Source organism: Enterobacter sp. E1, from assembly GCF_016809815.1.
Lineage (GTDB): Bacteria > Pseudomonadota > Gammaproteobacteria > Enterobacterales > Enterobacteriaceae > Enterobacter > Enterobacter adelaidei.
This window is the reverse complement of record NZ_JAFBJM010000014.1, coordinates 25,830-52,354: the sequence shown is the minus strand read 5'-3', so window position 1 is coordinate 52,354 and position 26,525 is coordinate 25,830. Positions and strand designations below refer to the sequence as shown.

General features: G+C 54.9%; 24 protein-coding genes and 4 tRNA genes. 8 read left to right on the top strand and 20 right to left on the bottom strand.

What is annotated here, in order from left to right; genetic code table 11:
• Positions 1-31 precede the first annotated feature (31 nt).
• Positions 32-901: a phospholipase A gene (gene pldA / locus JGF26_RS21745; protein WP_028018183.1), complete on the bottom strand. Its 870-nt coding sequence runs from the start codon at positions 899-901 to the stop codon at positions 32-34.
• Between the two features lie 163 nt (positions 902-1,064).
• On the opposite strand from pldA, the gene yigI reads away from it, so the two are divergent.
• Together yigI and rarD are read left to right on the top strand one after the other, a co-directional pair.
• Entirely contained in the window at positions 1,065-1,532 is a 468-nt protein-coding gene (gene yigI / locus JGF26_RS21740) for an acyl-CoA thioesterase YigI (RefSeq protein ID WP_028018184.1), read from the top strand.
• A 51-nt stretch (positions 1,533-1,583) separates the two neighbouring features.
• Positions 1,584-2,480 carry an EamA family transporter RarD gene (gene rarD / locus JGF26_RS21735; RefSeq protein WP_128348552.1) on the top strand — a complete coding sequence of 299 codons (897 nt, stop codon included), beginning with the start codon at positions 1,584-1,586 and terminating at the stop codon, positions 2,478-2,480.
• Between the two features lie 43 nt (positions 2,481-2,523).
• On the opposite strand, the gene corA is transcribed toward rarD, so the two are convergent.
• The 8 genes from corA to JGF26_RS21700 form a co-directional block, all read right to left on the bottom strand.
• A complete protein-coding gene (gene corA, locus JGF26_RS21730) occupies positions 2,524-3,474 on the bottom strand; it encodes a magnesium/cobalt transporter CorA (protein WP_008501540.1) in 951 nt (316 codons plus the stop codon).
• A 151-nt stretch (positions 3,475-3,625) separates the two neighbouring features.
• Positions 3,626-3,682 (bottom strand): YsgD/CorL family protein, encoded by a 57-nt coding sequence (gene ysgD / locus JGF26_RS22475; protein ID WP_212743980.1) that lies wholly within the window; start codon positions 3,680-3,682, stop codon positions 3,626-3,628.
• Positions 3,683-3,831: 149 nt separating this feature from the next.
• Positions 3,832-5,994 (bottom strand): DNA helicase II, encoded by a 2,163-nt coding sequence (uvrD, locus tag JGF26_RS21725; RefSeq protein WP_114979873.1) that lies wholly within the window; start codon positions 5,992-5,994, stop codon positions 3,832-3,834.
• Positions 5,995-6,073: 79 nt separating this feature from the next.
• On the bottom strand, positions 6,074-6,790 hold the full coding sequence (gene yigB / locus JGF26_RS21720) for a 5-amino-6-(5-phospho-D-ribitylamino)uracil phosphatase YigB (protein WP_134708728.1): 717 nt from the start codon (positions 6,788-6,790) through the stop codon (positions 6,074-6,076).
• Positions 6,790-7,692, bottom strand: coding sequence for a tyrosine recombinase XerC (gene xerC / locus JGF26_RS21715; protein ID WP_028018188.1), 903 nt, complete (start codon positions 7,690-7,692; stop codon positions 6,790-6,792). Before xerC ends, yigB begins: the two co-directional genes overlap by 1 nt.
• Entirely contained in the window at positions 7,689-8,396 is a 708-nt protein-coding gene (locus JGF26_RS21710; protein WP_028018189.1) for a DUF484 domain-containing protein, read from the bottom strand. Before JGF26_RS21710 ends, xerC begins: the two co-directional genes overlap by 4 nt.
• The gene (gene dapF / locus JGF26_RS21705) at positions 8,393-9,217 is read right to left on the bottom strand and encodes a diaminopimelate epimerase (protein ID WP_108091171.1); all 825 of its coding nucleotides are present in this window, start codon (positions 9,215-9,217) and stop codon (positions 8,393-8,395) included. The genes JGF26_RS21710 and dapF overlap by 4 nt, the downstream gene beginning before the upstream one ends.
• A gap of 35 nt (positions 9,218-9,252) precedes the next feature.
• Positions 9,253-9,456, bottom strand: coding sequence for a lipoprotein (locus JGF26_RS21700; RefSeq protein ID WP_028018191.1), 204 nt, complete (start codon positions 9,454-9,456; stop codon positions 9,253-9,255).
• A gap of 135 nt (positions 9,457-9,591) precedes the next feature.
• Here JGF26_RS21700 and cyaY point away from each other — a divergent pair, with 135 nt between their 5' ends.
• On the top strand, positions 9,592-9,912 hold the full coding sequence (cyaY, locus tag JGF26_RS21695; RefSeq protein WP_028018192.1) for an iron donor protein CyaY: 321 nt from the start codon (positions 9,592-9,594) through the stop codon (positions 9,910-9,912).
• Positions 9,913-9,954: 42 nt separating this feature from the next.
• Here cyaY and cyaA read toward each other — a convergent pair whose 3' ends face one another.
• Positions 9,955-12,498 carry a class I adenylate cyclase gene (gene cyaA / locus JGF26_RS21690; RefSeq protein WP_028018193.1) on the bottom strand — a complete coding sequence of 848 codons (2,544 nt, stop codon included), beginning with the start codon at positions 12,496-12,498 and terminating at the stop codon, positions 9,955-9,957.
• A 350-nt stretch (positions 12,499-12,848) separates the two neighbouring features.
• Here cyaA and hemC point away from each other — a divergent pair, with 350 nt between their 5' ends.
• The 5 genes from hemC to JGF26_RS21665 all read left to right on the top strand — a co-directional run bounded on the left by hemC (position 12,849) and on the right by JGF26_RS21665 (position 18,323).
• Positions 12,849-13,790: a hydroxymethylbilane synthase gene (hemC, locus tag JGF26_RS21685; protein ID WP_134708730.1), complete on the top strand. Its 942-nt coding sequence runs from the start codon at positions 12,849-12,851 to the stop codon at positions 13,788-13,790.
• Positions 13,787-14,527, top strand: a complete 741-nt coding sequence (gene hemD, locus JGF26_RS21680) for a uroporphyrinogen-III synthase (protein WP_134708732.1) — start codon at positions 13,787-13,789, stop codon at positions 14,525-14,527. The genes hemC and hemD overlap by 4 nt, the downstream gene beginning before the upstream one ends.
• Positions 14,528-14,547: 20 nt before the next feature.
• Entirely contained in the window at positions 14,548-15,738 is a 1,191-nt protein-coding gene (hemX, locus tag JGF26_RS21675; RefSeq protein WP_134708734.1) for a uroporphyrinogen-III C-methyltransferase, read from the top strand.
• Between the two features lie 2 nt (positions 15,739-15,740).
• Positions 15,741-16,940, top strand: coding sequence for a protoheme IX biogenesis protein HemY (gene hemY / locus JGF26_RS21670; RefSeq protein ID WP_028018197.1), 1,200 nt, complete (start codon positions 15,741-15,743; stop codon positions 16,938-16,940).
• Positions 16,941-17,111: 171 nt separating this feature from the next.
• A complete protein-coding gene (locus tag JGF26_RS21665) occupies positions 17,112-18,323 on the top strand; it encodes an MFS transporter (RefSeq protein ID WP_134708736.1) in 1,212 nt (403 codons plus the stop codon).
• A 505-nt stretch (positions 18,324-18,828) separates the two neighbouring features.
• On the opposite strand, the gene JGF26_RS21660 is transcribed toward JGF26_RS21665, so the two are convergent.
• From JGF26_RS21660 to rffA, 10 genes are all read right to left on the bottom strand, one after another.
• Positions 18,829-18,905, bottom strand: a tRNA-Pro gene (locus tag JGF26_RS21660).
• A gap of 45 nt (positions 18,906-18,950) precedes the next feature.
• Positions 18,951-19,036: transfer RNA gene (locus JGF26_RS21655), tRNA-Leu, on the bottom strand.
• A 21-nt stretch (positions 19,037-19,057) separates the two neighbouring features.
• Positions 19,058-19,133, bottom strand: a tRNA-His gene (locus JGF26_RS21650).
• A 67-nt stretch (positions 19,134-19,200) separates the two neighbouring features.
• Positions 19,201-19,277 (bottom strand) — tRNA-Arg (locus JGF26_RS21645).
• A 102-nt stretch (positions 19,278-19,379) separates the two neighbouring features.
• Positions 19,380-20,765: an amino acid permease gene (locus JGF26_RS21640; RefSeq protein ID WP_134708740.1), complete on the bottom strand. Its 1,386-nt coding sequence runs from the start codon at positions 20,763-20,765 to the stop codon at positions 19,380-19,382.
• A 197-nt stretch (positions 20,766-20,962) separates the two neighbouring features.
• Complete coding sequence (wecG, locus tag JGF26_RS21635) at positions 20,963-21,703, bottom strand: lipopolysaccharide N-acetylmannosaminouronosyltransferase (RefSeq protein ID WP_028018200.1); 741 nt, start codon at positions 21,701-21,703, stop codon at positions 20,963-20,965.
• A 12-nt stretch (positions 21,704-21,715) separates the two neighbouring features.
• Positions 21,716-23,068, bottom strand: a complete 1,353-nt coding sequence (wzyE, locus tag JGF26_RS21630) for an ECA oligosaccharide polymerase (protein WP_028018201.1) — start codon at positions 23,066-23,068, stop codon at positions 21,716-21,718.
• Entirely contained in the window at positions 23,065-24,144 is a 1,080-nt protein-coding gene (locus tag JGF26_RS21625) for a TDP-N-acetylfucosamine:lipid II N-acetylfucosaminyltransferase (RefSeq protein ID WP_134708742.1), read from the bottom strand. The genes wzyE and JGF26_RS21625 overlap by 4 nt, the downstream gene beginning before the upstream one ends.
• Positions 24,141-25,391 carry a lipid III flippase WzxE gene (gene wzxE, locus JGF26_RS21620; RefSeq protein ID WP_108091178.1) on the bottom strand — a complete coding sequence of 417 codons (1,251 nt, stop codon included), beginning with the start codon at positions 25,389-25,391 and terminating at the stop codon, positions 24,141-24,143. Before wzxE ends, JGF26_RS21625 begins: the two co-directional genes overlap by 4 nt.
• 1 nt (position 25,392) lies before the next feature.
• Positions 25,393-26,523 (bottom strand): dTDP-4-amino-4,6-dideoxygalactose transaminase, encoded by a 1,131-nt coding sequence (rffA, locus tag JGF26_RS21615; RefSeq protein ID WP_028018204.1) that lies wholly within the window; start codon positions 26,521-26,523, stop codon positions 25,393-25,395.
• Between the last annotated feature and the right edge of the window lie 2 nt (positions 26,524-26,525).

The window sequence follows — 26,525 nt, the reverse complement described above, 5'->3', positions numbered from 1 at the left end:
TCAACGTTTAACGCAAAAACATTCGAGCAGTCTAGAAAATATCGTTCAGCATCACGCCCACACCCACGCGGGTCTGGTTGAAGTTATAGTCGATGAGCGACTCGCCGTAACCGCTGTAGACCTGGGTATAAATACGCACATGTTTGGTCATCGGGTAGCTTAAGCCCAGTTCTGCGCCGCCGTAGCCGGTATTCCAGTTGTACTGGCCTTTGGCGCTCAGCACCGCATCACCCAGTTGATAACCAATCTTGAGCTGATAGTAGCCCATATATTTGGTGATATCCGGGTTGTCATCGGTGCTCCCCACCACGTACCACGGCTTCACTTCCACCATCAAATTGCCATTCTGCGCCATCAGGCGTGTGTAGGCGCGGTTCCAGCTACGTGACGTTGGGTCAGAACGACCGTTTGAATCATGGTTGAAACCTACCTCGACGTCACGCAACGTCCAGCCGGCGAACTCGTAATCCGTAGCAAAACCAAGGAACAGCTGCGGCTCATAGTTGGTTTCACGGAACGGCGATGACTCCCCGCTGTTAGATAACTGCCACCAGGATTTCTGCGTATAAGACGCGCCGAATACCGAGTTTGGCCCCAGAATGCCGCGCCAGAACGGGAATGCGAGGCTGAGCTGATACTTCACTTCATCTTTACGCGCATTATCAGCCCAGTTATAGGAGCTTATCGCCTCTTTATTGAGATCGCTGGTCTGAGTGTAAATCACGTAGTTGGTGTCATAAGGATAGAGCGTGAACGGATTGTCATGCTCCTGAAGAAGGTTCGCGATAATGCTGCCGTGAACGGCAGGTTGATCATGCACCTCTTTAATCGTCGCTTCCTGCGCAATTGCTGTGAAGGGCAGCGCAACTGCCACCAGTAACCAGGCCAGATACGTCCGCATCGGTGGTGTTCTCCTGCAAAAAATTAAGATGACTTGAATAGTTATGTGGCGGACATTCTACAGACTTCTGCGACAACTGCTGCATCCTCGTTTCTGAAAGTGGAATTCCTTATTGCCACGGCATAAAATCAACATTTCGTTAACAATAAGGATGTGATGTCTCATGTCAGCCATGCTTACCGCCGAAGAAGTTTTAAAACTCGTGGGCGAGATTTTTGTCTACCATATGCCGTTTAACCGTGCGCTGGGGCTGGAACTGGAGCGTTACGAGAAAGACTTTGCCCAGCTGAGTTTCAACAACCAGCCGATGATGGTGGGCAACTGGGCACAAAGTATTTTGCACGGCGGGGTGATTGCCTCCGCGCTCGACGTGGCGGCAGGCCTGGTCTGCGTGGGCAGTACGCTGACGCGTCATGACACCATCAATGAAGATGAACTGCGCCAGCGCCTGTCGCGCATGGGCACTATTGATTTACGTGTCGACTATCTTCGTCCTGGGCGCGGAAATCGTTTTACCTGCACCAGCAGCCTGCTGCGCGCGGGGAATAAAGTTGCCGTGGCGCGCGTTGAATTACACAACGAAGAACAGGTTTACATTGCCAGCGCAACCGCCACTTATATGGTGGGTTGAGACGATAAAATCGGGTAAAATTAATTCACTTTTTTGTAACGGATTTTCCCGATGGATGCTAAACAGACGCGGCAGGGCGTTTTACTCGCTCTTGCCGCTTATTTTATTTGGGGTATCGCCCCGGCGTATTTCAAGCTTATTGCCTACGTTCCGGCTGATGAGATCCTCACTCACCGCGTCATCTGGTCGTTCTTCTTTATGATCGCGCTGATGAGCCTCAGCCGTCAGTGGTCGGGTGTCAAAACGCTGCTGCAAACACCGAAGAAAATTTTCCTGCTGGCGCTCTCTGCGGTGCTGATTGGCGGTAACTGGCTGCTGTTTATCTGGGCCGTGAATAACCACCATATGCTTGAAGCGAGCCTCGGTTACTTTATTAACCCACTGGTGAACATTGTGCTGGGGATGATTTTCCTCGGTGAACGCTTCCGACATATGCAGTGGCTGGCGGTGATCCTTGCATTCTGCGGTGTACTGGTGCAGCTATGGACCTTCGGTTCACTGCCGATCATCGCGCTGGGGCTGGCGTTCAGCTTTGCGTTCTACGGTCTGGTGCGTAAGAAAATCGCGGTGGAAGCACAAACCGGGATGCTGTTTGAAACCCTGTGGCTGCTGCCGGTCGCGGCAATTTACCTGTTTGGTATCGCTGACAGCGCCACCAGCCACATGGGCAGCAACCCATGGTCGCTGAACCTGATGCTGATGGCAGCAGGCGTGGTGACCACCATTCCATTGCTGTGCTTTACCGGAGCGGCAACGCGCCTGCGTCTCTCCACGCTGGGCTTCTTCCAGTATATTGGCCCGACGCTGATGTTCCTGCTGGCAGTGGTGTTTTACGGCGAAGTGCCGGGGGCGGATAAGATGGTGACATTCGCCTTTATCTGGGTGGCGCTGGCGATTTTCGTTGCCGATGCCATTTATACCCAGCGCAGGACCCGCAGAGGAATGTAGGTGTTTTGTAGGGCGGGTAAGCGTAGCGCTACCCGCCAGATTTTTACAGCCAGTTACGACGCTTAAAGTACAGATACGGCGCCAGCCCGGCGAGGATCATAAAGATAATCGCGCCAGGGTAACCAAAACTCCACTTCAGCTCTGGCATAAACTCAAAGTTCATCCCGTAGCTCGACGCCACCAGCGTCGGTGGCAGGAACACCACGGAAACCACCGAGAAGATCTTGATAATGCGGTTCTGCTCGATGTTGATAAAGCCCATCGCCGCCTGCATCAGGAAGTTCACCTTCTGGAACAGGGATTCGTTGTGCGGCAGCAGGGATTCGATATCTCGTAAAATCTCACGCGCCTGCTCCAGCTGACCACCCGGTAGACGCGCTTTACGCACCAGGAAGTTCAGCGCACGCTGGGTATCCATCAAACACAAACGCACCTTCCAGCCGATATCTTCCAGCTCCGCCAGCGTGGAGAGTGCTTCATCGTACTCATCGCCCTGATGGCCCTCCATGATCACGCGGCTCAGCTTTTCCAGATCGCTGTAGATGTTTTCAATCTCATCCGCCAGCTGTTCAATTTTGGTTTCGAACAGGTCAAGCAGCAGCTCATAGGCATTGCCGTCCACCATCGCCTGGCTACGGGCGCGCATGCGATAGAGACGAAACGCAGGCAGTTCGCGTTCGCGCAGCGTAAACAAGCGACCATCGCGGATGGTAAATGCCACGGTGGAGTTGCCCGCGTGGTCTTCGGCGTCTTCAAAGAAGAAGAAGGAGTGGATGTGCAGACCGTCTTCATCTTCAAAAAAACGCGCAGATGCTTCGATATCTTCCAGTTCCGGGCGAGTCGCCAGGCTTTGTCCCAGCTCAGATTGTACGCGAAGGCGTTCATCGTCGTCCGGCTCGACCAGATCCACCCATACGGCATCAATGAGGGGCTGTGACTCTTCGGCTTCAAGCCGAGTCAGTCGGTTATTTTCGAGTTGAAATGCGCTCAACATGACCGGGACTCCCAATGCAAAAAATATCGGACAGTTCGGTGGGCACACAGAAACAAATTGGGTTTCAGACCATTAAACAGCCTGACTCAGCGCGACAGGAATAATGCAGGTCGCTGACAACCACTAAGGCCATCAGCAAGAGGAGATAGCCTTAGGAGTTGTTCCTGGATGACAGGGAATTGAGCCAGTATCTACTGGGTGTGTCCAAGGCGAATGTCCTCTTAGCGTAATCGTGCGCGCATGTTACGCCAGCAATAACTGTGGCGTCAACACGCAACGGGACGCTGAAGGGCATTAATTGACCTTCAATGTATAAGGCTAGCAGATTATTACAAAAATATTATATTTTTCTGAATGTTAGACTGTTTCCAGCTTCGCATAGGCCGCCACCAGCCATTTGATCCCTTGCCCCTGGAACGCCACCTGCAGGCGGCTATGCTCGCCGCTGCCTTCCAGATTCACAATGGTACCTTCGCCAAACTTCGAATGGCGCACGCGCTGGCCCAGCTTGTAGCCGGTGTCGGTTTCCGCAATCGGCGAGCCCATACGCTGATGGCTGACCGGACGGCTGATGCTCGCACGCAGACGCACCTCTTCCACACACTCTTCCGGCAACTCGCCAATAAAGCGCGATGGACGGTGATACACCTCTTTACCGTACAGACGTCGGGTTTCGGCGTAGGTCAGCGTCAGCTTTTGCATCGCACGGGTGACGCCCACATAGGCCAGACGACGCTCCTCTTCCAGGCGGCCGCCTTCATCCAGCGACATCTGGCTCGGGAACATCCCCTCTTCCATGCCGACGATAAACACCTGCGGGAATTCCAGACCTTTTGCGGAGTGCAGGGTCATCAGTTGAACCGCATCCTGCCAGGTATCCGCCTGCCCTTCGCCCGCCTCCAGCGCGGCGTGAGAGAGGAACGCCTGCAGCGGCATCAGGTCTTCGTCTTCTTCGTTGTAGCTGAACTGGCGCGTTGCCGTGACCAGTTCCTCTAAGTTCTCAATACGGGTCTGGCCCTTCTCGCCCTTTTCCTGCTCGTACATGGTTCTCAGGCCGGAGTCTTTAATCACCCGGTCGGTCTGCACGTGCAGCGGCATATCGGCGGTTTCCTGCGCCAGAGCATCAATCAGTTCGAGGAAACGCTGCAACGCACTGGCGGCACGGCCGGCGAGCGCTTTTTCCTGCAGCAGCTCGCGGCACGCCTGCCATAGCGTGAGCTGACGATCGCGAGAGGCCTGACGTACGACGTCCAGCGTACGGTCACCGATACCACGGGTTGGCGTATTCACCACACGCTCAAAGGCCGCGTCGTCGTTACGGTTCGCGATCAGGCGCAAATACGAGAGCGCATCTTTGATTTCCTGGCGTTCGAAGAAGCGCATACCGCCGTAAATACGGTACGGCATGCCCACCTGCAGCAGCGCCTCTTCCAGCACGCGTGATTGGGCGTTGCTGCGGTAAAGAATGGCGCACTGCTCCAGCGCACCGCCGTTGTCCTGCCAGGTTTTGATGCGATTCACCACGAAGCGGGCTTCGTCGAGTTCGTTGAAGGCGCAGTAAATCGAAATCGGTTCGCCGTCGACGCCATCGGTCCACAGCTTTTTACCCAGACGCCCGTTGTTGTTTTCAATCAGGGCGTTGGCCGCGCTCAGAATGTTGCTGGTTGAGCGGTAGTTCTGTTCCAGACGGATGGTCTGTGCACCGGGGAAATCGTTGAGGAAGCGCTGGATGTTCTCCACTTGCGCCCCACGCCAGCCGTAGATGGACTGGTCGTCATCGCCAACGATCATCACCTTACCGGTATCACCGGCCAGCAGGCGGATCCACGCATACTGGATGTTGTTGGTATCCTGGAATTCGTCCACCAGGATATTGGTAAAGCGTTCACGGTAGTGCTGCAGGATGTGTGGTTTGTTAAGCCACAGTTCGTGAGCGCGCAGCAGCAGCTCCGCGAAGTCCACCAGACCGGCGCGATCGCACGCTTCCTGATAGGCCTTGTAGACGTTCTGCCAGGTCTGCTCGACCGGGTTGCCAAAGCTCTGAATATGGTGCGGGCGCAGCCCCTCGTCTTTCTGACCGTTGATGTACCACATCGCCTGACGCGGCGGCCACTGCTTCTCGTCGAGGTTCATCGCCTTAATCAGGCGCTTCAGCAAGCGGAGCTGATCTTCGCTGTCGAGGATCTGGAAATCCTGCGGCAGGTTGGCATCCATATGGTGCGCGCGCAGCAGACGGTGCGCCAGGCCGTGGAAAGTCCCCACCCACATGCCGCCCTGGCTGGTGCCCATCAGCTGTGCGATACGGTGGCGCATCTCTGCCGCCGCCTTGTTGGTAAAGGTTACCGCCATGATGGAGTATGGCGAACAGTTCTCCACGCTCTGTAACCAGGCGATACGGTGAACCAGCACGCGCGTCTTACCACTGCCCGCCCCAGCCAGCACCAGCAGGTTAGTACGCGAGGCCGCTACGGCTTCACGCTGTTTGTCATTAAGGCTGTCGAGCAGGTAAGAAACGTCCATTGGCACCGTCACGTCATGTCGGGCAGGCGAATATTTCCACTCGCCAAAACCCTGTTAATTTATACAGAACAATTGATGATTATATCAGCGTCGTGAGGGATGCCAACCGCGAAATTTCCACGTGCGGCAGAAGACGGCTATCGGAGGCGATCATCAGGTCAGCGTTTTCCGGCTTGATCCAGCAGGCCTGCATACCGCAGCGGATTGCACCGGCCACGTCAGTGGTCAGGTCATCGCCTACGTGCAGAATTTCACCCAGCGACAGATTCAGTTTTTCTGCCGCCAGATGATACATATCGCTGAATGGTTTGGAGCGCCCATGCGGGCCGGCACGCAGCACAAATTTGAAGTAATCGCCAAGACCAAACAGCTCCGGCTGGGCATTACCATTGGTGATCGCCACCAGCGGCCATTTTTCGGCCAGAGCAGCCAGCGTGTCGTGGGTTTCCTGTGGCACGTCGATACGGCTACGCCATTTGGCAAAGTTTTCCATCGACGCTTCAGCGCCTATCGCGGCATCACGCGCACTCATGCCGACGTTGAGCATGGCTTGCTCTACCGCACGGCGACGCCATTCGGTCACGTCGTGGTAAATGTCGGGTTCGGTCTCCCGCAGGGATTGACGCAGCTTCTGGAAATCCTTGTTCTGCATCGCCTTCAACGCCGGATGGTAGTTCTGCACAAACGCCAGTGACTCCTGCTCGGTACGCAGAATTACCTCGCGGTTGTCATAAAGGGTGTCATCCAGGTCAAAGGTCAGAGCTGAGATCTGCCCAAGTGGGCGGTAAAAACGCATTATTTCCCCCGTTTGGCGCGTGGATGCGCCGCGTCATACACCGAGGCAAGGTGTTGGAAGTCTAAGTGGGTATAGATTTGAGTGGTCGACAGATTCGCGTGGCCAAGCAATTCCTGCACGCCCCGCAGATCACCGCTCGACTCAAGCATGTGTGTCGCAAAGGAGTGACGCAGCTTGTGCGGGTGAACGTGGCTGTTCAACCCCTGCTTAATGCCCCACTCCGCAAAGCGCTTCTGCACGTTACGCGCCGAGATCCGCTTGCCGAGTTTCGACAGGAACAGCGCATCTTCTTCCGCGCCAAACAGCCCGCGCAGATCCAGCCAGTGCTCAATCCAGGAGACCGCATTGCGGCCAATCGGCAGACGGCGCTCTTTGCTGCCCTTACCCATCACCCACACTTCGCCGGTGTCCAGGTCGAGATGTTTTAAATCAAGATTGACCAGCTCAGATAGACGCAGACCGGCGCCGTACATCACCTCCAGCATTGCGCGGTCACGCACGGCCAGCGGATCGTTAAGATCAATATCCAGCAGGCGATTCACATCGTCAACGTCAATATTTTTAGGTAAATGGCGCGGCGCTTTTGGTGTGGCAATTCCTTTTGCCGGGTTGGCTTTTAACCCACCCTGGCTGACAAGCCAGTCGAAGAAACTGCGTAATGCAGAGAGCCTGAGTGCCAGACTCGCCGGGCCTAGTCCCTTGCGGCGACTACGCACCACAAAGGCTCGCACGGTTGCAGCGTCACATTGTTGCCAGCTTTTCAGGCCGATCTCTTCGGCAATCTGCATGATGGCATCAAGCTGACGCTGATAGTTCAGTAGCGTAATCGGGCTAAGCTGACGCTCCACGCCCAGATAGCGCAGAAAGCGCGTGACGTCAGTGGTGAGTAGTCCGTCCGTCATACGCGCTCAATCCAGCGCTCCAGCAGCTCAGGCAGCATCAGAGCGATCTCTTGTAACAGGTGCGTAGCTTGCCCCTGCTCATAATGATGCGCATCGCGGCTGGTAAATAACATCACGCCCAAATCGCCATCGCGCCCCATCAGCGACATCGCCACCGAGCCAATCGCTTTGGCCTCCGGTAATACCACCAGCAACTCAGGTCCGTTTAGCGGTCCCAGGTAGTGGTGCTCGTGGCCCAGACGCTGAATACGCAACGGTTCAAACGCCTGACGGCTGAGAGCCAGATGGGTAAAACCAGACGGCGCGCCAATACGCCAGCGGTCAGGGAAAAGACGAATCGTTGCGCCCGCCAGCCCAAGCTCGCGTGCCCAGCGGTGGAAGCGACTCAGGAACTCTTCAAGGCTGTGCGCCGACGCCAGACGCGCCTGCAGATGCAGCAGACGATAGAACAGACTTTCGTTGGTGCTGGCCTGTTCCATCAGCAGCGTCATGTTCTCTTCGAGCTGATTGATGTGGTTGCGCGAGCGTGCCATGTGCCATTCGACCAACGACACGGTCTCACGAACCGGATGCGGCACGCGCATCTGTTCGACGACGCGTGCATTGCGAATAAAAAACTCAGGATTGCGCAGCAGATAATCAACAACAGCTCTGTCGTCCAGTTCCGTCGCTGTTTCCTGCAGTTCTTCCCCTGGTTGTTTCATAGATGGATAAACCCGTCATAGACATGTGCCGCCGGGCCAGTCATATACAGTGGATGACCCGGTCCTTTCCAGGCGATATCAAGCCGACCACCTGGTAACTCCACGCGAACTTCTTCTGCCAGTAACCCTTGCGAGATGCCAACGGCCACAGCAGCACAGGCACCGCTTCCGCAGGCCTGAGTTTCGCCCGCGCCGCGCTCGTAAACCCGCAGACGGATGTGCTCACGCTTCACCACCTGCATAAAACCGATGTTCGCGCGCTCCGGAAAACGCTCGTGGCTTTCCAGCACCGGGCCGAGCGTTTCGACGGCGGCGGTTTCCACATCATCAACCTGAATCACGCAGTGTGGGTTACCCATCGAGACGACGCCGCACAATACTGTCTGCTCGGCCGCACGCATAATATAGGTCTTTTCCGCTTTGTTTGCGCGGAACGGTACTGCCGAAGGCTCGAAGTTAGGTTCACCCATGTTAACGCGAACCAGCTCGTCATCAGTCACGCTGAGCACCATGCGACCATTGGCGGTGCTGACGCGGATATCACGTTTGTTGGTTAGCCCCTTCAGGCGAACAAAGCGAGCAAAACAGCGCGCGCCATTACCGCACTGGTTAACCTCACTGCCGTCCGCGTTAAAAATACGGTAGTGAAAATCGAGGTCGGGATCGTACGGCGGCTCAACAACCAGCAGCTGATCGAACCCCACGCCCAGATGCCGATCCGCCAGGCGACGGATCAGTTCCGGGGAGAAAAACACATTCTGCGTTACCGCGTCGACGACCATAAAATCGTTGCCAAGGCCATGCATTTTAGAGAACTGCATCATTTGCTCCATTGCGCGGGTACAGAACGTTGTCGTCAGAGATTAACCTGAGTCGGGCCACCGTTGTCGCCACGATCGTTAGTATCTGGCGTAGAAGACTCAATGCCGCTTTGCACAGGTTTCGTCGGCGGCGGTGCGGTTTTATCCGCTGGCGGGAAATACAGTGGTCCTTTCAGTCCACAGCCAGTCAGGCTAAACAGCGTGATGAGAACGGCAAGCGTTCGAAAAGCGTTTTTCATTATAAAATTGCCCGTAAGTTCAAATCTGGTTCTATCATCGCAGGAGAAGACACAAAAGCAAGAGTTTGCCGCTTTCCTGCAACGGGAATTATTTAGCGTTATACTGCCGCCATCACGAAAAACAGGAACAAAACTATGAACGACAGTGAATTCCATCGCCTTGCCGACAACCTGTGGATGACCATCGAAGAACGTCTTGACGACTGGGACGGCGACAGCGATATCGATTGTGAAATCAACGGCGGTATCCTGACCCTGAGCTTCGAAAACGGCAGCAAAATTATTATTAACCGTCAGGAGCCGCTTCACCAGGTATGGCTGGCAGCCAAACAGGGTGGCTACCATTTCGACCTGAAAGACGGTGAATGGGTTTGCGACCGTAGCGGCGTCACGTTCTGGGATCTGCTGGAGCAGGCGGCGACCGCGCAAGCGGGTGAGGTCGTGAGTTTCAGGTAGTTTTGTTGCCCGGTGGTGCTTACGCTTACCGGGCGAAAAGACTCAGGAGAAATACTGCTGCAACAGTGGCGTGGTGTCCTGATTTGCAGGCACCGCAGGCGTGACGGCCTGGGTCCGGAACGGGATCACCTGCACGCGGCCATCGACGTTCACAATCTGGTAGAACTGCGGCAGGTTGAAGTTGATAAAGCTTGAGCCGTAGGTGAAGCGGTCGTGTGAAGAGGAATAGAAGCGGCTGACGTCGCGCACCAGTTCCTCTTTACTGCCTTCACAGTGGTGATAGACCTCGGCGCGGTTGGTCTCATCCAGAATGTAGATGTTGAAACCGGCATCGTCGCCCGACTCTTCAAAGAAGAACTGAATAATCCCTTCGCTGGCAAAACCATCCACCACCTGCGGCAGTTTGACGTGGTTGGTTTCCACCTGCACGGACAGGCCATGCAGCTTGTTGTGCGAAATTGCGCCATAAAATTCGATAGCGTTTTCCAGTTTCTGTACCGACACATTCAGACGTTCAAAGAACAAGCCCCAGGTCTGACCGGAGACGCGCAGCGCTTTAAAGCGCCCGGTTTCCTGGCGAGTACTGGAGAGGCGCAGTTCAATACATTCAGAGACCAGCTGCTGCACACGAGTACGAATCAACCCGCGCAGGTGCTGGCTGTAGCAGAACACTTCTACGCTGTCCGGCGGCGCGGCATCCTGGTGCATCTTACCGAGAATGGTTTTCAGCGCTTCGATCATCGCCTGCTCGCCGTTGAAATGCAGGGTACGCACTTCGTTCCACGAGTTGCGGTACAGCAGGTCAACGCTGCCCACCAGGCAGTTTTGCTGCTCGCCAAAGCTAAAGACGTCCAGCTTGCGGAAATCAAAATGAACCACCTGATTGCGGAAAGCCGCCGTCGGGTCGTATTCCAGGTTGACGATAATCGCCAGATGGCGGATTTCACACGGGCTGTAGAGCGCTTTTGGCGTTGGCGCAGGCAGGCGCAGCGGGAAGTGATGGGACACATCCGCTACCATCTCCTGCAGTTTGGCTAAATCGACGACCTCGTTACCCTTGATGAACAAACGGGTACGTGAAGTCAGCAGGCCGTTAAACCAGGCCCAGGCCACCAGCTTGTTCAGGTAGCGGTTATACTCCAGCGGCTGATGGCTGATGATCGAATCCATGCTTGGCGCACGGTTGTACAGATACCACCCGGTGCGGTTCGCGCGTCCCGGCGGCACATAGATAAACGTCAGATTCGGTTCAGACAGGTCAGGCGAAATCTGCGGGTTAACCAGCGTGACTTTACCTGGCAGCGCTTCAAACGCAGCGTACAGTTTACGGGTCAACACCCCGATATCCTGCGGGCTGGCGGAGACGCTGAGATTATTGCGGCGCGCAAAGCGGATCAGGTTACGGTAGCTTTGCATCATCGCATCAAGCAATTCGTTGTGCGCTTCACGCACCTGGTCGATTTTCCAGTTGGCGCGGTTGTCGAGCATGGACAGACGCTCTTCGTCCCATCCCCACTCTTTGACTAACTGACTAACTACCTCACGACGCCAGCCAACGCAGGCACGTTCGCGGCTCAATTTTTCACAGACTTTGAGATAGAAACATCGACGCACCAGGTCAAGACGCGTGGTGTCTTCAATGGCATTCAGGTATTCGGTGACGCGTTCGAGCATCATGCAGTAGGCATCAAGCCCGAAGGAGACAATCTCGCCATCGTGCAGACGCTGTTTGATGTCTTTCGCCAGCAGGCGTGGCGTGGGGTATTCCCAGGAGTAGGCTTCGAGCAGCAGCGTTTTCAGCACCGCTTTATACGGGGAGTCAATGCTCTTATAGAGCTGCCAGAGGCTCGCGCCAAAGTACTCTTCGGCCGAGAGAGAGCTCAGGCCGCCCAGGTCCAGCCATTCGTTTGGCGTCAGCACGCCCTGCGCATACAGCGACATGACGTAATCGTCGTAATGCTCTTCTTCTTCGCACGGCACCATATTCCAAAGAATACGCTTACCGGCCAGACGAACGGCAGTACGGTAAAATTCATCCAGCAACAAAATGTGCTGGGTCGAGCCGCAGTCCTCACCACCCAGACTGCCGCTTTCGTTATGACGGAAACGGTTTTCATCAATCAGGAAGAAACTCACTTCCACGCCGAGCGACGCAGCCCAGCTCTCCAGCAGGCTGCATTTACGCTGCAGCAGCTGACGCTCTTCGTTATCGAGCCAGGACTGATGGCAGACCCAGATGTCCAGGTCAGAAGAACAGCTTTGCCCTACCGATGAGGTACTTCCCATAGAGTAAACGCCGGTAATCGGCAGTTCACCTTTCGGGGACTCCTGCGGCGGCATGCCACGGTAGAGTTCCAGCTCATTCAGATAATGCTGTTGGGTTTCATCAGGCGTGAAAAGGCAAATGCCCTGGGGAACGTTACCATCGAGGTAACCCGGCATCAGCGGATGGTGATAGTGCAATAATGTCGGCAGCAGACTGTATACCTGCTGGAAAGCAGGGCCCATAGCAGCAAGCGCGCGATCCACACGCAGTTGATTTATGGCATCCAGTCTCTGTTTCAGAGTCTCAATATAGAGGTACAAGACGTATCGCCTGATGTTTCCGGGTGTCGCAAACTATTCAAAACACGAATAACAGCGGACCCGCAGTATTTCAAAAAGATAACCGTTACCCTTTTTCGCCCTTATCATTTTTGGTGGTACCGACGAAAAAATGGTCTAAAACGTGATCAATTTAACACCTTGCCGATTGACCGTAAAGAAAGATGCGCTACATACAAGTGTAGCACCGTTCTGTACGTGTAAATTCCTGAATACGGCTATGGCTGACGAATACGCCGCCTTGTCCCTCTCACTCTTCATCAACCGTAAAACTGCCATCCCAGAGTCAACAATGTTAGGATGGTTAGCGATTGATAATGACGGTAACAAGCATGTTAGACAATGTTTTGAGAATTGCCACACGCCAAAGCCCTCTTGCGCTCTGGCAGGCACATTATGTGAAGCAGCGCCTTGAAGCCTGCCACGGTGGATTGCGCGTCGAGCTAGTGCCGATGGTCACGCGTGGTGATGTGATCCTTGATACGCCGCTGGCGAAAGTGGGCGGCAAAGGCCTGTTTGTCAAAGAACTGGAACTGGCATTGCTTGAGAACCGCGCTGATATTGCCGTACATTCGATGAAAGACGTACCCGTCGAGTTTCCGGAAGGGCTGGGTCTGGTGACGATCTGCGAGCGCGAAGACCCGCGTGACGCGTTTGTCTCTAACCACTATGACTCGCTTGATGCGCTGCCTGAGGGCAGTGTGGTTGGCACGTCCAGTTTACGCCGTCAGTGTCAGTTGGCAGAGCGTCGTCCGGACCTGATCATCCGCTCGCTGCGCGGTAACGTCGGCACGCGTCTGAGCAAGCTGGATAACGGCGATTACGATGCCATTATTCTTGCGGTGGCGGGTCTGAAGCGTCTGGGGCTGGAGTCGCGCATTCGTGTGGCGTTGCCACCGGAGCTGTCGCTGCCCGCCGTGGGTCAGGGTGCGGTCGGCATTGAGTGCCGTCTGGACGATGCGCGAACCCGCGCACTCCTTGCCCCTCTGAACCATGACGAGACCGCTATTCGCGTAAAAGCCGAACGTGCGATGAATACCCGCCTCGAAGGGGGATGCCAGGTGCCGATTGGCAGCTATGCTGAATTAATTAACGGTGAGCTGTGGTTGCGTGCACTGGTTGGCGCACCGGACGGTTCGCAGATGGTACGCGGTGAGCGTCGCGGCAAAGCACAGGATGCCGAGCAGCTTGGCGTGTCGCTGGCAGAAGAGTTACTGGATAACGGCGCCCGCGAGATTCTGGCTGACGTTTATAATGGAGAACCCCCTGCATGAGTATTCTTGTCACCCGCCCTTCTCCCGCAGGAGAGCAATTAGTGAGCCGTCTGCGCGCACTGGGGCAGGTGGCCTGGAGTTTTCCGCTTATTGAATTCTCCCCGGGTCGGGAACTGTCTGTGCTCGCCGACCAGATGAATACCCTTCAGGAAGGCGATCTGCTGTTCGCGCTGTCGCAACATGCCGTGGAATATGCCCACGCACAGCTGCAACAGCAAGGTCTGACCTGGCCAACCGCCCCCCGCTATTTCGCGATTGGCCGCTCGACGGCGCTGGCTTTACATACCATCAGCGGTGCGAATGTGCGTTACCCGTTAGATCGGGAAATCAGCGAAGTCTTGCTACAATTACCTGAATTACAAACTATTGCCGGCAAGCGTGCGCTGATTTTACGCGGTAACGGCGGACGTGAACTGTTGGGTGAAACGCTGCTGGAGCGTGGAGCTGATGTCACGTTCGTTGAGTGTTATCAGCGCTGTGCAAAACACTACGATGGCGCGGAAGAGGCGATGCGCTGGCACGCGCGAGGCATCAATACGCTGGTGGTGACCAGCGGCGAAATGTTACAACAGCTTTGGGCACTGATACCGCTTTGGTATCGCGAAAACTGGTTACTCCGCTGTCGACTTCTGGTCGTCAGTGAGCGTCTGGCGAACAAGGCCCGGGAACTGGGCTGGCAGGATATTCGGATCGCTGATAACGCCGACAACGATGCGCTGCTGCGCGCATTACAATAACTCTCAAATGGGAAGCCATAATGACGGAACACGATAAATCCTCCGCCGTGGTTGAAGAGACCAGGGAGACTGTGGACGCGACGCCACAGCCAGAGACGAAAGAGAACATCGCTGAGAAGAAAAACGGCAGCAACAAAAAAAGCCTCGCGCTGAGCGCGATTGCCATCGCTATTGCGCTGGCGGCCGGCGTTGGCCTGTACGGTTTGGTGAAACAACAGAGTGCTAACCAGACGGCCACCAGCGACGCACTGGTGAATCAGCTTACGGCTCTGCAAAAAGCGCAAGAGACACAGAAAACCGAACTGGAAGCGGTGATTAAACAGCAGGCAACCGCACTCGCCGAGGCGAACAGTAAACAAGAAGAGTTGACCAAACAGCTGGGCGACGTGCAGCAGAAAGTGGCGACGATCTCCGGCACCGATGCTAAAACCTGGCTGCTCTCCCAGGCTGACTTCCTGGTGAGGCTCGCCGGGCGTAAGCTCTGGAGCGATCAGGATGTCACCACTGCCGCCGCACTGCTGAAAAGCGCCGATGCGAGCCTGGCGGACATGAACGATCCAAGCCTCATCACCGCACGTCGCGCGATCACCGAAGACATCGCCAGCCTCTCCGCCGTCTCACAGGTGGATTACGATGGCATTATCCTCAAAGTGAACCAGCTTTCGAATCAGATTGATAACCTGCAGCTGGCAGATAACAACGACGACGACTCCCCGATGGATTCCGACGGCACCGAGCTTTCCAGCTCCCTGAGCGAATGGCGTGTGAACCTGCAAAAAAGCTGGCAGAACTTTATGGACAGCTTTATCACTATCCGCCGTCGCGACGAAACCGCCGTTCCGCTGTTAGCGCCGAATCAGGATATTTATCTGCGCGAAAACATTCGTTCCCGCCTGCTGGTTGCCGCCCAGGCCGTGCCGCGTCATCAGGAAGAGACCTACAAACAGGCGCTGGATAACGTCTCTACGTGGGTACGCGCCTACTACAACACCGATGATGCGACGACCACCGCCTTCCTCGAAGACATTGATAAACTGAGCCAACAGAACATCACCATGAACGTGCCAGATAAGCTGGAAAGCCAGCCGATTCTGGAGAAGCTGATGCAGACGCGAGTGCGTAATTTGCTGGCACAGCCAGGTGTACCGGCTGAGCAAACTGGCGGAGCCGCTCCTGCTCCTGCACCTGAAAGCGCGCCGCAAGGAGAGTAATGATGCTAAAAGTCCTCTTACTCTTCATCCTGCTGATCGCCGGGATCGTGCTGGGTCCAATGCTTGCCGGTCATCAGGGTTACGTCCTGATCCAGACCGATAACTACAACATCGAAACCAGCGTAACGGGTCTGGCGATCATTCTGATCCTCGGTGTGGTCGTGCTGTTTGCTGTCGAGTGGGTCCTGCGCCGTATTTTCCGCACCGGCGCGCATACGCGTGGCTGGTTCGTGGGTCGTAAGCGCCGCCGCGCCCGTAAGCAAACCGAACAGGCACTGCTGAAACTTGCGGAAGGTGACTATCAGCAGGTTGAAAAGCTGATGTCAAAAAACGCCGATCATGCCGAACAGCCAGTAGTGAACTATTTGCTGGCCGCGGAAGCCGCGCAACAGCGGGGTGACGAAGTCCGCGCTAATCAACACCTGGAACGTGCGTCTGAACTGGCGTCTAACGACCCGATTCCGGTGGAAATTACGCGTGTTCGTCTGCAACTGGCACGCAATGAAAATCACGCTGCACGCCACGGCATCGACCGCCTGCTGGAAATTGCGCCACGTCACCCGGAAGTTCTGCGTCTTGCTGAACAGGCGTATATTCGGACCGGTGCATGGGGTTCACTGCTGGACATCATTCCATCAATGGCGAAGGCCGAAGTGGGTGATGATGAACATCGTGATGAGCTTCAGCGCCTGGCATGGATTGGCCTGATGGATCAGGCTCGCGCCGATTTGGGCAGCGACGGTCTGAAAACCTGGTGGAAGAATCAGAGCCGGAAAACGCGTCAGCAGATCCCACTGCAGGTGGCAATGGCAGAACATCTTATTGAATGTGACGATCATGACACCGCGCAGGAGATCCTTCTCGACGGTCTCAAACGCCAGTATGACGATCGGCTGGTGATGGTGATCCCACGCCTGAAAACCAACAATCCAGAACAAATTGAAAAAGTGCTGCGTCAGCAGATTAAAACCGTCGGTGACCGTCCGCTGCTGTGGAGCACGCTGGGTCAGTCGTTGATGAAGCATGGCGAATGGCAGGAAGCGAGCCTCGCCTTCCGCGCGGCACTGAAACAGCGTCCGGATGCGTTTGACTACGCATGGCTTGCCGATACGCTGGACAAACAGCATAAGCCCGAAGAGGCAGCCGCCATGCGACGTGATGGGTTGCTGTTGACGCTGCAAAACAACGGTACTCAGCAGTAAATAAACAGGAGGCCAAATGGCCTCCTTTTTTTATCGCCCATCTCCTGCTACATTCTGTGTACCCATATCTGCAAACGCACCCGCCAATGTAACGATGTCTTTTCATTAACCTTTTTCACACACGCGCACATTCTGCAGCGCGGACTAAATTGTTTTTGAAAGGAAATCTTCATGAACTCGCTTTTGTATGCGCTTATTGAAGCGCTGCGCGGCCACCGCTGGCTGCGCCTGCTTGCCTGTGCTTTTATCTTTACTTCGCTGGGAAATGGTTTAACCCAGGTTGTGGTCTTCGGTTTGCTGTTAGCGTGGTCAGCCTCGCCAGCACTGCTAACCCTCGCTTTTCTTTTCGCTACGGTACCAGGATTTGTCGGTAGCCTGATCGGTGAAAAGCTGTGCTCGAGCTTTTCTCCAATATCTCTGCTGATACTGACCGAAGGACTGGGCTTGCTCGCCCTGCTTTTTCCCTTGTTTGGCGTGGGTTATCACAGCATTGCCGCTTTACTCGCCGTGCAATCCACCGAAGCGCTGCTCAGCGGGATGAGTTGGCCCGCGCTGACGTTGCTCTTTAAGCGCGGTCTCAGTGAAGCGGAGTTACCTGCGGCAACCTGTCTGGAAACTGTGATTTTTGCTTCTCAGGTGTTGTTAGGAACCGGACTGGGCGTAGTGCTGTTCCAGAAGACATCCGTGTTTACACTGCTGGCTGTTGATGCCGCCAGCTTTCTCGGGTCACTGTTAATGCTATGGCTGGCTGAGCGCCAGTTTTCTGCACCATCACTCCCGCCCCCTGATGAAAAGAAAGCGCCTGCGGCGTTACGCTGGCGAGCGTTGACCAGTCGGCAAAAACGCAGCCTGCTCATCCTCCCAGCGCTGGCAGCCGTCGGTTCACCGGCGATGGCGCTCCTTCCGGCACTCGCGCAACAGATCCATCCTCAGAATGCGGCGGGTCTTGCGCTGCCTCTGCTTTTCGCGAGGAGTATGGGACAGCTTTGCGGCCCCATGCTGCTAAAAAGAGACAGCCTGGCGCACTTTGCTGCCCACACACCGCGAATCATCGTTTGTCTCGGTATCTTTCTGGCCGCTTATGGCATGCTTCCGTTTTTATCCGGAGGGCTGGCCTGTGCGCTGGGGATGATCTTTATCGCACATCTGGCTTCGAATGTTCTCTTTGCGGCTGGCACGTTTGCTGTTCTTAGTAGCTTTGATGACACGCAAACCGCTTCAGCCAGCGGTAAAGCCTGGCGCTGGCAAACGCTCAGCGCCTCTCTTTTCACTGGCATCGCAGCGATGGTGGCAACCGGGTTTGGCTCAGTGCAGGCACTCTATACCGTCTCGTCAGTGGCTCTACTGATCGTTGCTCTGATCATGTGCTTTTATCGGGAGTAAGACATAAAAAAACGCCTGCTATAAAAGCAGGCGTTAAAACAGGTCTATAAGACAACATATTTGGTGCTTCACTCAACGTTGTGTCCATGGTGTTTGATGAGGCCGAAGCGACATCTGTCAGTGGACGATAAGCACCGTAAATGGCTCTGCGTCATTCCTGAGTTTATGAGGCACTAAGGCGAACATAAGAGATGGAATGAGCATCTACACGCATATTATTGCACGTAACGTGCCAACATAACACTCCGAACTTTTACACCGCGCAACATTTTAAGATAAAAGAAAATTATGCTGTTAAGCACCCTCTGAGGCCCGACAATAATCCGGCAAACACAACAATATGTCTCCTGGAGGAGACAGTAAAATCAGCAAAGGATTTTTTTCTATTTTTTCAATTAATTGCATGTCGCTAAATCGCGACAATAAATGTAGGTGCTGTCGGGGGATTGCTACAGGATGAAAAGGAGCAGAAAACAAAAAACCCCGCCGAAGCGGGGTTCAAAATTGGTCGGCGAGAGAGGATTCGAACCTCCGACCCACTGGTCCCAAACCAGTTGCGCTACCAAGCTGCGCTACTCGCCGATGTACTGCTTTTTGAATTTTTAGTTCAATTCATTTAAAAAGTCGTGGTGCGAGGGGGGGGACTCGAACCCCCACATCCTAAGGACACTAACACCTGAAGCTAGCGCGTCTACCAATTCCGCCACCTTCGCAATTCACAACTCTTTCAATAATGGGGTGGCTAATGGGATTCGAACCCACGACAACTGGAATCACAATCCAGGGCTCTACCAACTGAGCTATAGCCACCACTGTATTCTTAACTCACGCGGTACTGACTACTTCTCAGACCACCGCAGCTCCAGCACCGGGTAAATGGTGCGCCCGACAGGATTCGAACCTGAGACCTCTGCCTCCGGAGGGCAGCGCTCTATCCAGCTGAGCTACGGGCGCTTAGCGCCGTTGCGGGGCTGGATATTACGTACCTCCGTCCCCGCTGTCTAGTGCTTTTTTGAAAAAAATGCGCGTTTGGTTATGGTTTGCACATTTTGCCGCTTATTCCTCCACTTTCTGCGTGGTGGCACGGCTACCCAGGCCAAAAAGCTTATACGCAGCTGTCACTGCCGCCAGGAAGATCACCCCGACAAACAGCGACATGCGGGTATCTTCATTAAAGTACATTCCAATTAATACGCAAACCAGGAACGCCATCGTTAAATAGTTCGCATACGGGAACAGAATTGAGCGGAACGGATGGCTTTCAATCGCCTTTTTATGCGCATGGCGGAAACGCAGCTGGCTTATCAGGATAACAAACCACGGCACCATGCCTGGCAGCACGCTGGCGCTATAGACGTAAACAAATACGCGCTGCGGGTTAGGAATGATGTAATTCAGACAAGAGCCAACCAGCAGTATCGCAATGGAGACCGCCACGCCCGCAACCGGAACGCCAGAACGTGAGACTTTACTCATCGCCGCAGGCAGCTGGTTATTCTTCGAGAGTGCATAAAGCATACGACCACAGCTGTACATTCCACTGTTACAGCCTGACAATGCCGCCGTCAGTACCACAAAGTTGATGATACCTGCCGCCGCCGTGATGCCAATTTTCGCGAAGGTTAAAACAAACGGGCTACCGGTCGTGCCAATTTCGTTCCACGGGAAGATGGTCACGATGACGAAGATCGCGCCCACATAGAAAATCAGGATACGCCACAGCACCTTACCCACCGCACTACGCAGCGTGACTTGCGGGTTTTTCGCTTCACCGGCGGTAATACCGATAAGCTCCACGCCCTGATACGAGGCCACAACGATACACAGCGCCGTCAGGAAGCCCTTCCAGCCGCCAGCGAAGAAGCCGCCGTTTTCAGTCAGGTTACCAAAGCCGATAGCGTGTCCGCCGTTGCCAAAGCCGAAGAAAATCACGCCCAGGCCAACGACAATCATCACGATAATCGTGGTGACTTTAATCATTGCGAACCAGAACTCAATTTCACCGTAAAGGCGCACGGCGGCCAGATTTGCCAGCGCCACCAACCCTACGGCAATGAGCGCGGGTATCCACTGAACCATGTCCGGGAACCAGAACTGGACGTAGACCCCTATCGCGGTGATCTCTGAGATGCCTACCGCCATCCACATAAACCAGTATGACCAGGCCGTCAGGTAGCCGAAGAACGGGCTCATATAGCGATGCGCGTAAACGGCGAAAGAACCGGTCACTGGCTCCAGGAAGAGCATTTCGCCCATCGAACGCATAATGAAGAAAACAAACAGCCCGGCGATAATATACGCCAGTAATACGGAAGGGCCTGCCCATTTGAGCGTACTTGCGGAGCCCATAAACAGGCCGACGCCGATAGTGCCGCCCAGCGCTATCAGTTCAATATGACGAGCTTCCAGCCCACGCTGTAGCTCCGGTTTTTTCTCTGCCATAGATCCTCGATTGTGTTTGCTGTTTCCCGACTTAAGACCGGGTATTGTTTTTTAGGGGTACTAAAATACGGAGCGAATGGTTTCTTAAAATCTGCCAAATGGCAAACGATGCATTAAAAAAATGAATGCATTGCACAGATTATCAGCAGTTTTGCAGGGGAGTTGCAGCGCGAATAGCATATCGCGCTACATTTTGATTACATTTTCCCGGTGTAATGCCAGGCGAGGTAGCGAAGCAGGCGAATCTGTCGTTTAATGCGCGTCGGTTGCGATAGCAGGCGGTACAGCCACTCAAGGCCCAGATTTTGCCAGACCTTGGGCGCACGCTTAACGTGGCCAGTAAAGACGTCGTACGTGCCGCCGACGCCCATGTACAGGGCATCCGGGCAGACCAGACGGCAGTCACGCATCAGGATCTCCTGGCGCGGGGAACCCATCGCCACGGTGACAATTTTCGCCCCGCTGTCGCGAACGCGCGCAAACAGCGCCTGCCGATCTTCCGGTTTGAAGTACCCATCCTGGCTGCCGACAATATTAACATTCCATTGACGACGCAGTTTCTCCTCCGTCTGGACCAGTATCTCCGGCTTCCCGCCAATCAGGAACACGGGCGTGCCCTGCGCACCTGCGCGGGCCATAAGCTGCTCCCAGAGATCGGCACCCGCCACGCGGGAAACATTAGCGTCAGGATACTTTTTACGGATTGAGCGAACCACGCTGATACCGTCCGCGTATTTAAACTCAGCGGCTTCAATCAGACTTTTGACTTCCGCATTATCCTCAACTGCCAGCATTTTTTCCGCATTGATGGCCACCAGCGTCCCGGATTTCATTTGGCCGTCGGCAAAAAGAAAATCCAGTGCGTGCTGCATGTCGCGCCAGCCAATAAGCTGCAAACCACGTAGCGCATAGCGCGGTGCAGACGTTTTATCAGTCATTACTATCCTTACTCAGACTTGCGACAGCGTTGTGCTGCCCTGCGGCTCGCGCTTGTGCACAAGCCCTGCACTGTCAAACAGCCAGTACAACAATTTAGCCAGTAACAGGCAGACGCCGAAAATGACCATGAAGAACACCACGCGCGAAACGAATGAGTCCAGCCCTTCGCGCGCCAGAACGATCATATTGAAAATGGCACCAAAGCAGAAACTGTGCAAAATGGCCGCTTTATAGCGGTTGGTCTCTTCGTTACCACGCACGTAAAGCCAGTCGAACCACTTAATAATCAACCCTACGGCAACGGCCCCGGGCAGAATGAACCACGCCCCACCCATCACGACCAGAGAGCCAATCAGCGTTGGCGAGATGGCCAGTCCGGAATGGTTGTTCAGTACTTCCCAGGTAAAATAGTTCGCGGTATTGAGCACCACGCCAGGACGGTCCGGCCATAGCCAGGAAGGGATAAAGACGTAGAAGTCGCGAACGATTGGCGCCAGGCCCTGGAAATCAATCTTGTCGTAGTTTTGCAGCAGTAATGCCAGGTTTTCCCACGGCGAGAAGGTATCACGCGTCAGGTAGAGGAACGTGTAAAACGCTTCATCACCCGCCACATTCATTCCGTAGCGCTTCAGTGCCAGCCAGAACATCCCGACAATGCCAAACACCCCAGCCGCCACCAGCATCCACAGCGAGATCCAGCCGCGAATAATGCCGATAAACAGGAAGATCGCGAAGGCGATAATGATGTTCGCGCGCGTCCCCCCCACAATCATGTAGGTCAGAATGCCGAACGCGACGGTACTGACCAGGAAGAACAGCCACGCTTTGCTGTCCTGGCGCAGGAAGAAGATCACCAGCATTGCCGGGATGAAGAAGTAGAAGAAACGCTTAAGCGCCACGCCTGAGACTTCGGCCGAAAAAATCTGGCTGTAGGAGTGCAGCTTAAACAGCAGGAAGCCGTTATGCATGAAGAAAATGCCGACACTGACCAGGGCGATGGTCATTAGCATCACCCATGTCAGGTGGGTCTCCACCCTGTTCATGGTAAAAAGCGCCCGGCGTGGTGCGGTTGCCTGCGTTGAACGCAGCCGCGTTTTATAGGTGACGTAGTAAACTGCATAGAAACAGGTTGCAGCCAGAAGTGCCTGGAGCAAAATTTCTGGTGGCGCGACGCTCACGTCGAAGCGGAAGACCAGAATGCTGGTCAGTGGGAAGCCAAAAAAGAACGTCAGCAAAAACAGTAACGAGAAGAACACGTTAAAGTTGAAACGCACGCGGCGGAATTCGAACCAGGTGAGCGTAGCGATAAACAGCGTGCTCAGGAGCCAAACGACCAGCAAACCGCTGAATTGCAACTGGCTCATGCTTTGCCTCCTGCAGCGATACGCAGCGCACGGTGCCACGGCGAGAGGTAATTCGGGCTAAAGAAGTCGATGGAATTTTTGTCCACCAGCGCCAGTTGTCGCTGTGCTTCCCGAACAACTTCTTCATTAAGCACATCGGTGGTAAACAGCACCGGCAGATTCTGCTCGACCATATCTTGCCAGAACGGATTATCGCGATTAAGTACACAGGGGATCCCGGCCTGAATCAGCAGACACAGTGTGCCAATCCCCTGCTGGCGGGCAAAGATAAAATACCCGAGATCGCATTTCCTCAGCAGCGCAAGGTACTCATCAAATTCCAGCTTATTATCGAGAATTTGCAAATTCCCGGCGCTGAATAACGCCAGCCCCTGTTGGCGAACCTCGTCGATATAGGCGTCGTTGTTGAGGGGGTAACCCATCGGGACAACCACATTGACGGTATCGCCAAATTGCTGATGAACAGCCCTGAGCGCGGCAGCATGTTCGTTGCTGCGATCGCCAGAGTTACCGACCAGAATCGTCAGTTTCCCCTCCCGTGGCGTGCCGGTCCCCATGGTGTTAAGCGCCGGGTTCATTCGGGTCGGGAAATAGAGCAATTCGCCGCGCACATCAGGATGCTGTTTCGCAAAATAATTCAGATCGCCACGGGTGGCAAAAACACAGCCCACGCGTCCCTGCGCCATGCGACGCAGCGGGTAGAAAAGCCGGAATTTCCAGCCGCGGGAAACCTCGTAAAGATCGGCCCCCCAGATATGCCAGCTGCACTGGGAGGGTTTAATTCCGCCGCTTAACAGTGCCAGCCACAGACCGGTATTAAACTGCCCGTGGAAGAAGAAGCGTTGCTCACGATCCGCTTTGGCTTTGGCAACGACCGCCTTCGCCAGCGTAGCCTTATCCGGCCAGAAGCGAATCTTCAGCGCCGGACACGCCTCGCTCAGGCCCTTATCCTGACCTGCAACCATAAATTCACGCGCATCAGGATCGTCCGATGCCAGCTCATCGTTAAAGAACCGCAATACGGTCTGGTTATGGTGTGGGATATCCGATCCCAGGATGTGAATCAGTGCAGTCATGCGCGTTTACGCCAAAGTAAAAATACGCCGCAACAGGCAGCAAAATAAACGATATAGGTTGCCATGTAGGCCTGAGCCGCTCCCAGTGCCCCGTGCGCGGGGATCAGCCAGTGCGAGAACACCGTCAGGAGCGTAAACTGGCTAATCTCAGCCAGGATATACAAACGCAGCGAGGCTTTCGCAATCACCAGATAGCCAAAAACGTAAGCCCCCACTTTCAGTACATCCCCCACCAGCTGCCAGGCAAAGAGATCGCGCATGGCGGTAAACTTCGCCGAGAAAAGCAGCCAGATGGCAACATCGCGCAATAACCAGACGGTAAAACTCGCAGCCGCAACAGCCGGCAACACAAAGCGCAGAGATCGAAAAATCTCACGGGTAATATCCTGTCTGGACGTCAGGCGCGATAAGGTTGGCAGTAAATAAACGCTAAAGGAAGCCGTTATAAACTGGAGGTAGGCGTCGGAAATGCTACTTACGCCCTGCCAGATACCGACCTCATCCCAGCTATAATGCGCCGCCAGCAGGTTTCGCATCATCACGTAGGCCACGGGTAGCGTGACGGAGGTGATGAGCGCCATCAGGGTAAATTTACCCAGCTGGCTGGCAAGAATCTTATCCCATTGAGGTTTCAGGTAGCTCAGAGGGATGACGCCACGACGCATCAGCATAAAGGCGGCAGGAACAACAACCAGCGCCGGGACGAGCGCCAGCCCCAGCAGTGCGCCTTCATACCCTCCAAGGCGATAGCAGAAGTAATAGGCAATAACGCCGATGACGCTCCCGAGAATTAACGCAAGGGCATTCCCGGCAGCATCACGAAAGCCTTTCATCAGCGCCAGCAGCAGGTTAGCCCAAGCAATCCCCATCTGAACCAGCGCAACCAGACGCACCAGCCCCTGGTAATGGGTGTGCCCAAACAACCCCTGGCTGATGGGTGCCGCCGCCAGCAGAAAGATAATCGCCATCAGGGTTGAAAACCCCGTGACCATCGCCGAGGAGGTGCCCACCACCCTGCGAAGCTGAGCCGCATCATCGTGATACTGCGCAACGTATTTGGTCACGCCGTTAAAGATGCCGGCACCGGCCAGCACCCCAAGAACGGTAACAAGCTGACGGAAATTACCCGCCAGCCCCACACCCGAGGGGCCAAATGAGACGGCCAGCAGCTTGACGACCAGCAGCCCGGCGCCAATTTTTACAAGCGTGGACGCGGCGGTCCACACCGATGCTTTTGCCAGAGACATATCAGCCGAAATAACTCAGAAGGGTATTAATCACCGTACGCTGGTTAACCGGCGCGAGGTTGTAGAACAGTGGCAGGCGAAGCAGACGCTCACTTTCTTTGGTAGTGTAACGGTCTTCACCTGAGAATACCCCAAACTCCTCGCCCGCCGGGCTGGAGTGCAGCGGAATGTAGTGGAACACCGCCATAATTTCGGCTTCTTTCAGCCAGGCAATAAGCTGGCTGCGATCGTCGTTATCGCGTAGCTTGATGTAGAACATATGCGCGTTGTGGACGCAATCTGCCGGAATGGTCGGCAGCTCAATACGCCCGGCTTTTGCCAGAGGTTCAAGCGCATCGTAATAGGTTTGCCACAGGGAGAGACGCTGAAGGTTGATGCGTTCCGCCGCTTCAAGCTGCGCCCACAGATAGGCCGCCTGCAGATCCGCCATCAGATAGCTTGAGCCAATATCGCGCCAGGTATATTTGTCGACCTGGCCACGGAAGAACTGGCTACGGTTGGTGCCTTTTTCGCGGATCACTTCCGCACGCTCCACCAGCGCCCGGTCGTTAATCAGCGTCGCACCGCCTTCTCCACCCGCGGTGTAGTTTTTGGTTTCGTGGAAACTAAAGCAGCCAATATGGCCGATCGTGCCCAGCGCGCGTCCCTTGTAGGTCGACATCACGCCCTGGGCGGCATCTTCCACCACGAACAGATTATGTTTTTTGGCGAGCGCCATGATGGTGTCCATTTCACAGGCCACACCCGCGTAGTGAACCGGCACGATCGCGCGCGTTTTGTCGGTGATAGCCGCTTCAATCAGCGTCTCGTCAATGTTCATGGTATCCGGGCGGATATCCACAAAGACGATTTTCGCCCCGCGCAGGACAAACGCGTTCGCTGTGGAAACGAAGGTATAGCTCGGCATGATCACTTCATCGCCGGGCTGGATATCCAGCAGCAGCGCCGCCATTTCCAGAGATGCCGTACAGGACGGGGTCAGCAGCACTTTGGCACTGCGAAAACGCTGTTCCATCCACTGCTGACAGCGACGGGTAAAACCGCCGTCACCACAAAGTTTGCCGCTGCCCATGGCAGACTGCATATAGTCGAGTTCCGTTCCGACGACGGGTGGTGCGTTAAATGGAATCATCT

What these genes read in the sequence shown, in the direction of transcription:
- wzyE (WP_028018201.1), bottom strand. Translation starts at nt 23,068, where the DNA reads ATGAGCCAGTTGCAATTCAGCGGTTTGCTGGTCGTTTGGCTCCTGAGC.
- wzxE (WP_108091178.1), bottom strand. Translation starts at nt 25,391, where the DNA reads ATGTCTCTGGCAAAAGCATCGGTGTGGACCGCCGCGTCCACGCTTGTA.
- wecG (WP_028018200.1), bottom strand. Translation starts at nt 21,703, where the DNA reads ATGACTGATAAAACGTCTGCACCGCGCTATGCGCTACGTGGTTTGCAG.
- rarD (WP_128348552.1), top strand. Translation starts at nt 1,584, where the DNA reads ATGGATGCTAAACAGACGCGGCAGGGCGTTTTACTCGCTCTTGCCGCT.
- corA (WP_008501540.1), bottom strand. Translation starts at nt 3,474, where the DNA reads ATGTTGAGCGCATTTCAACTCGAAAATAACCGACTGACTCGGCTTGAA.
- uvrD (WP_114979873.1), bottom strand. Translation starts at nt 5,994, where the DNA reads ATGGACGTTTCTTACCTGCTCGACAGCCTTAATGACAAACAGCGTGAA.
- hemC (WP_134708730.1), top strand. Translation starts at nt 12,849, where the DNA reads ATGTTAGACAATGTTTTGAGAATTGCCACACGCCAAAGCCCTCTTGCG.
- JGF26_RS21710 (WP_028018189.1), bottom strand. Translation starts at nt 8,396, where the DNA reads ATGAAACAACCAGGGGAAGAACTGCAGGAAACAGCGACGGAACTGGAC.
- hemD (WP_134708732.1), top strand. Translation starts at nt 13,787, where the DNA reads ATGAGTATTCTTGTCACCCGCCCTTCTCCCGCAGGAGAGCAATTAGTG.
- hemY (WP_028018197.1), top strand. Translation starts at nt 15,741, where the DNA reads ATGCTAAAAGTCCTCTTACTCTTCATCCTGCTGATCGCCGGGATCGTG.
- hemX (WP_134708734.1), top strand. Translation starts at nt 14,548, where the DNA reads ATGACGGAACACGATAAATCCTCCGCCGTGGTTGAAGAGACCAGGGAG.
- pldA (WP_028018183.1), bottom strand. Translation starts at nt 901, where the DNA reads ATGCGGACGTATCTGGCCTGGTTACTGGTGGCAGTTGCGCTGCCCTTC.
- cyaY (WP_028018192.1), top strand. Translation starts at nt 9,592, where the DNA reads ATGAACGACAGTGAATTCCATCGCCTTGCCGACAACCTGTGGATGACC.
- rffA (WP_028018204.1), bottom strand. Translation starts at nt 26,523, where the DNA reads ATGATTCCATTTAACGCACCACCCGTCGTCGGAACGGAACTCGACTAT.
- JGF26_RS21665 (WP_134708736.1), top strand. Translation starts at nt 17,112, where the DNA reads ATGAACTCGCTTTTGTATGCGCTTATTGAAGCGCTGCGCGGCCACCGC.
- dapF (WP_108091171.1), bottom strand. Translation starts at nt 9,217, where the DNA reads ATGCAGTTCTCTAAAATGCATGGCCTTGGCAACGATTTTATGGTCGTC.
- yigB (WP_134708728.1), bottom strand. Translation starts at nt 6,790, where the DNA reads ATGCGTTTTTACCGCCCACTTGGGCAGATCTCAGCTCTGACCTTTGAC.
- JGF26_RS21640 (WP_134708740.1), bottom strand. Translation starts at nt 20,765, where the DNA reads ATGGCAGAGAAAAAACCGGAGCTACAGCGTGGGCTGGAAGCTCGTCAT.
- JGF26_RS21700 (WP_028018191.1), bottom strand. Translation starts at nt 9,456, where the DNA reads ATGAAAAACGCTTTTCGAACGCTTGCCGTTCTCATCACGCTGTTTAGC.
- xerC (WP_028018188.1), bottom strand. Translation starts at nt 7,692, where the DNA reads ATGACGGACGGACTACTCACCACTGACGTCACGCGCTTTCTGCGCTAT.
- yigI (WP_028018184.1), top strand. Translation starts at nt 1,065, where the DNA reads ATGTCAGCCATGCTTACCGCCGAAGAAGTTTTAAAACTCGTGGGCGAG.
- JGF26_RS21625 (WP_134708742.1), bottom strand. Translation starts at nt 24,144, where the DNA reads ATGACTGCACTGATTCACATCCTGGGATCGGATATCCCACACCATAAC.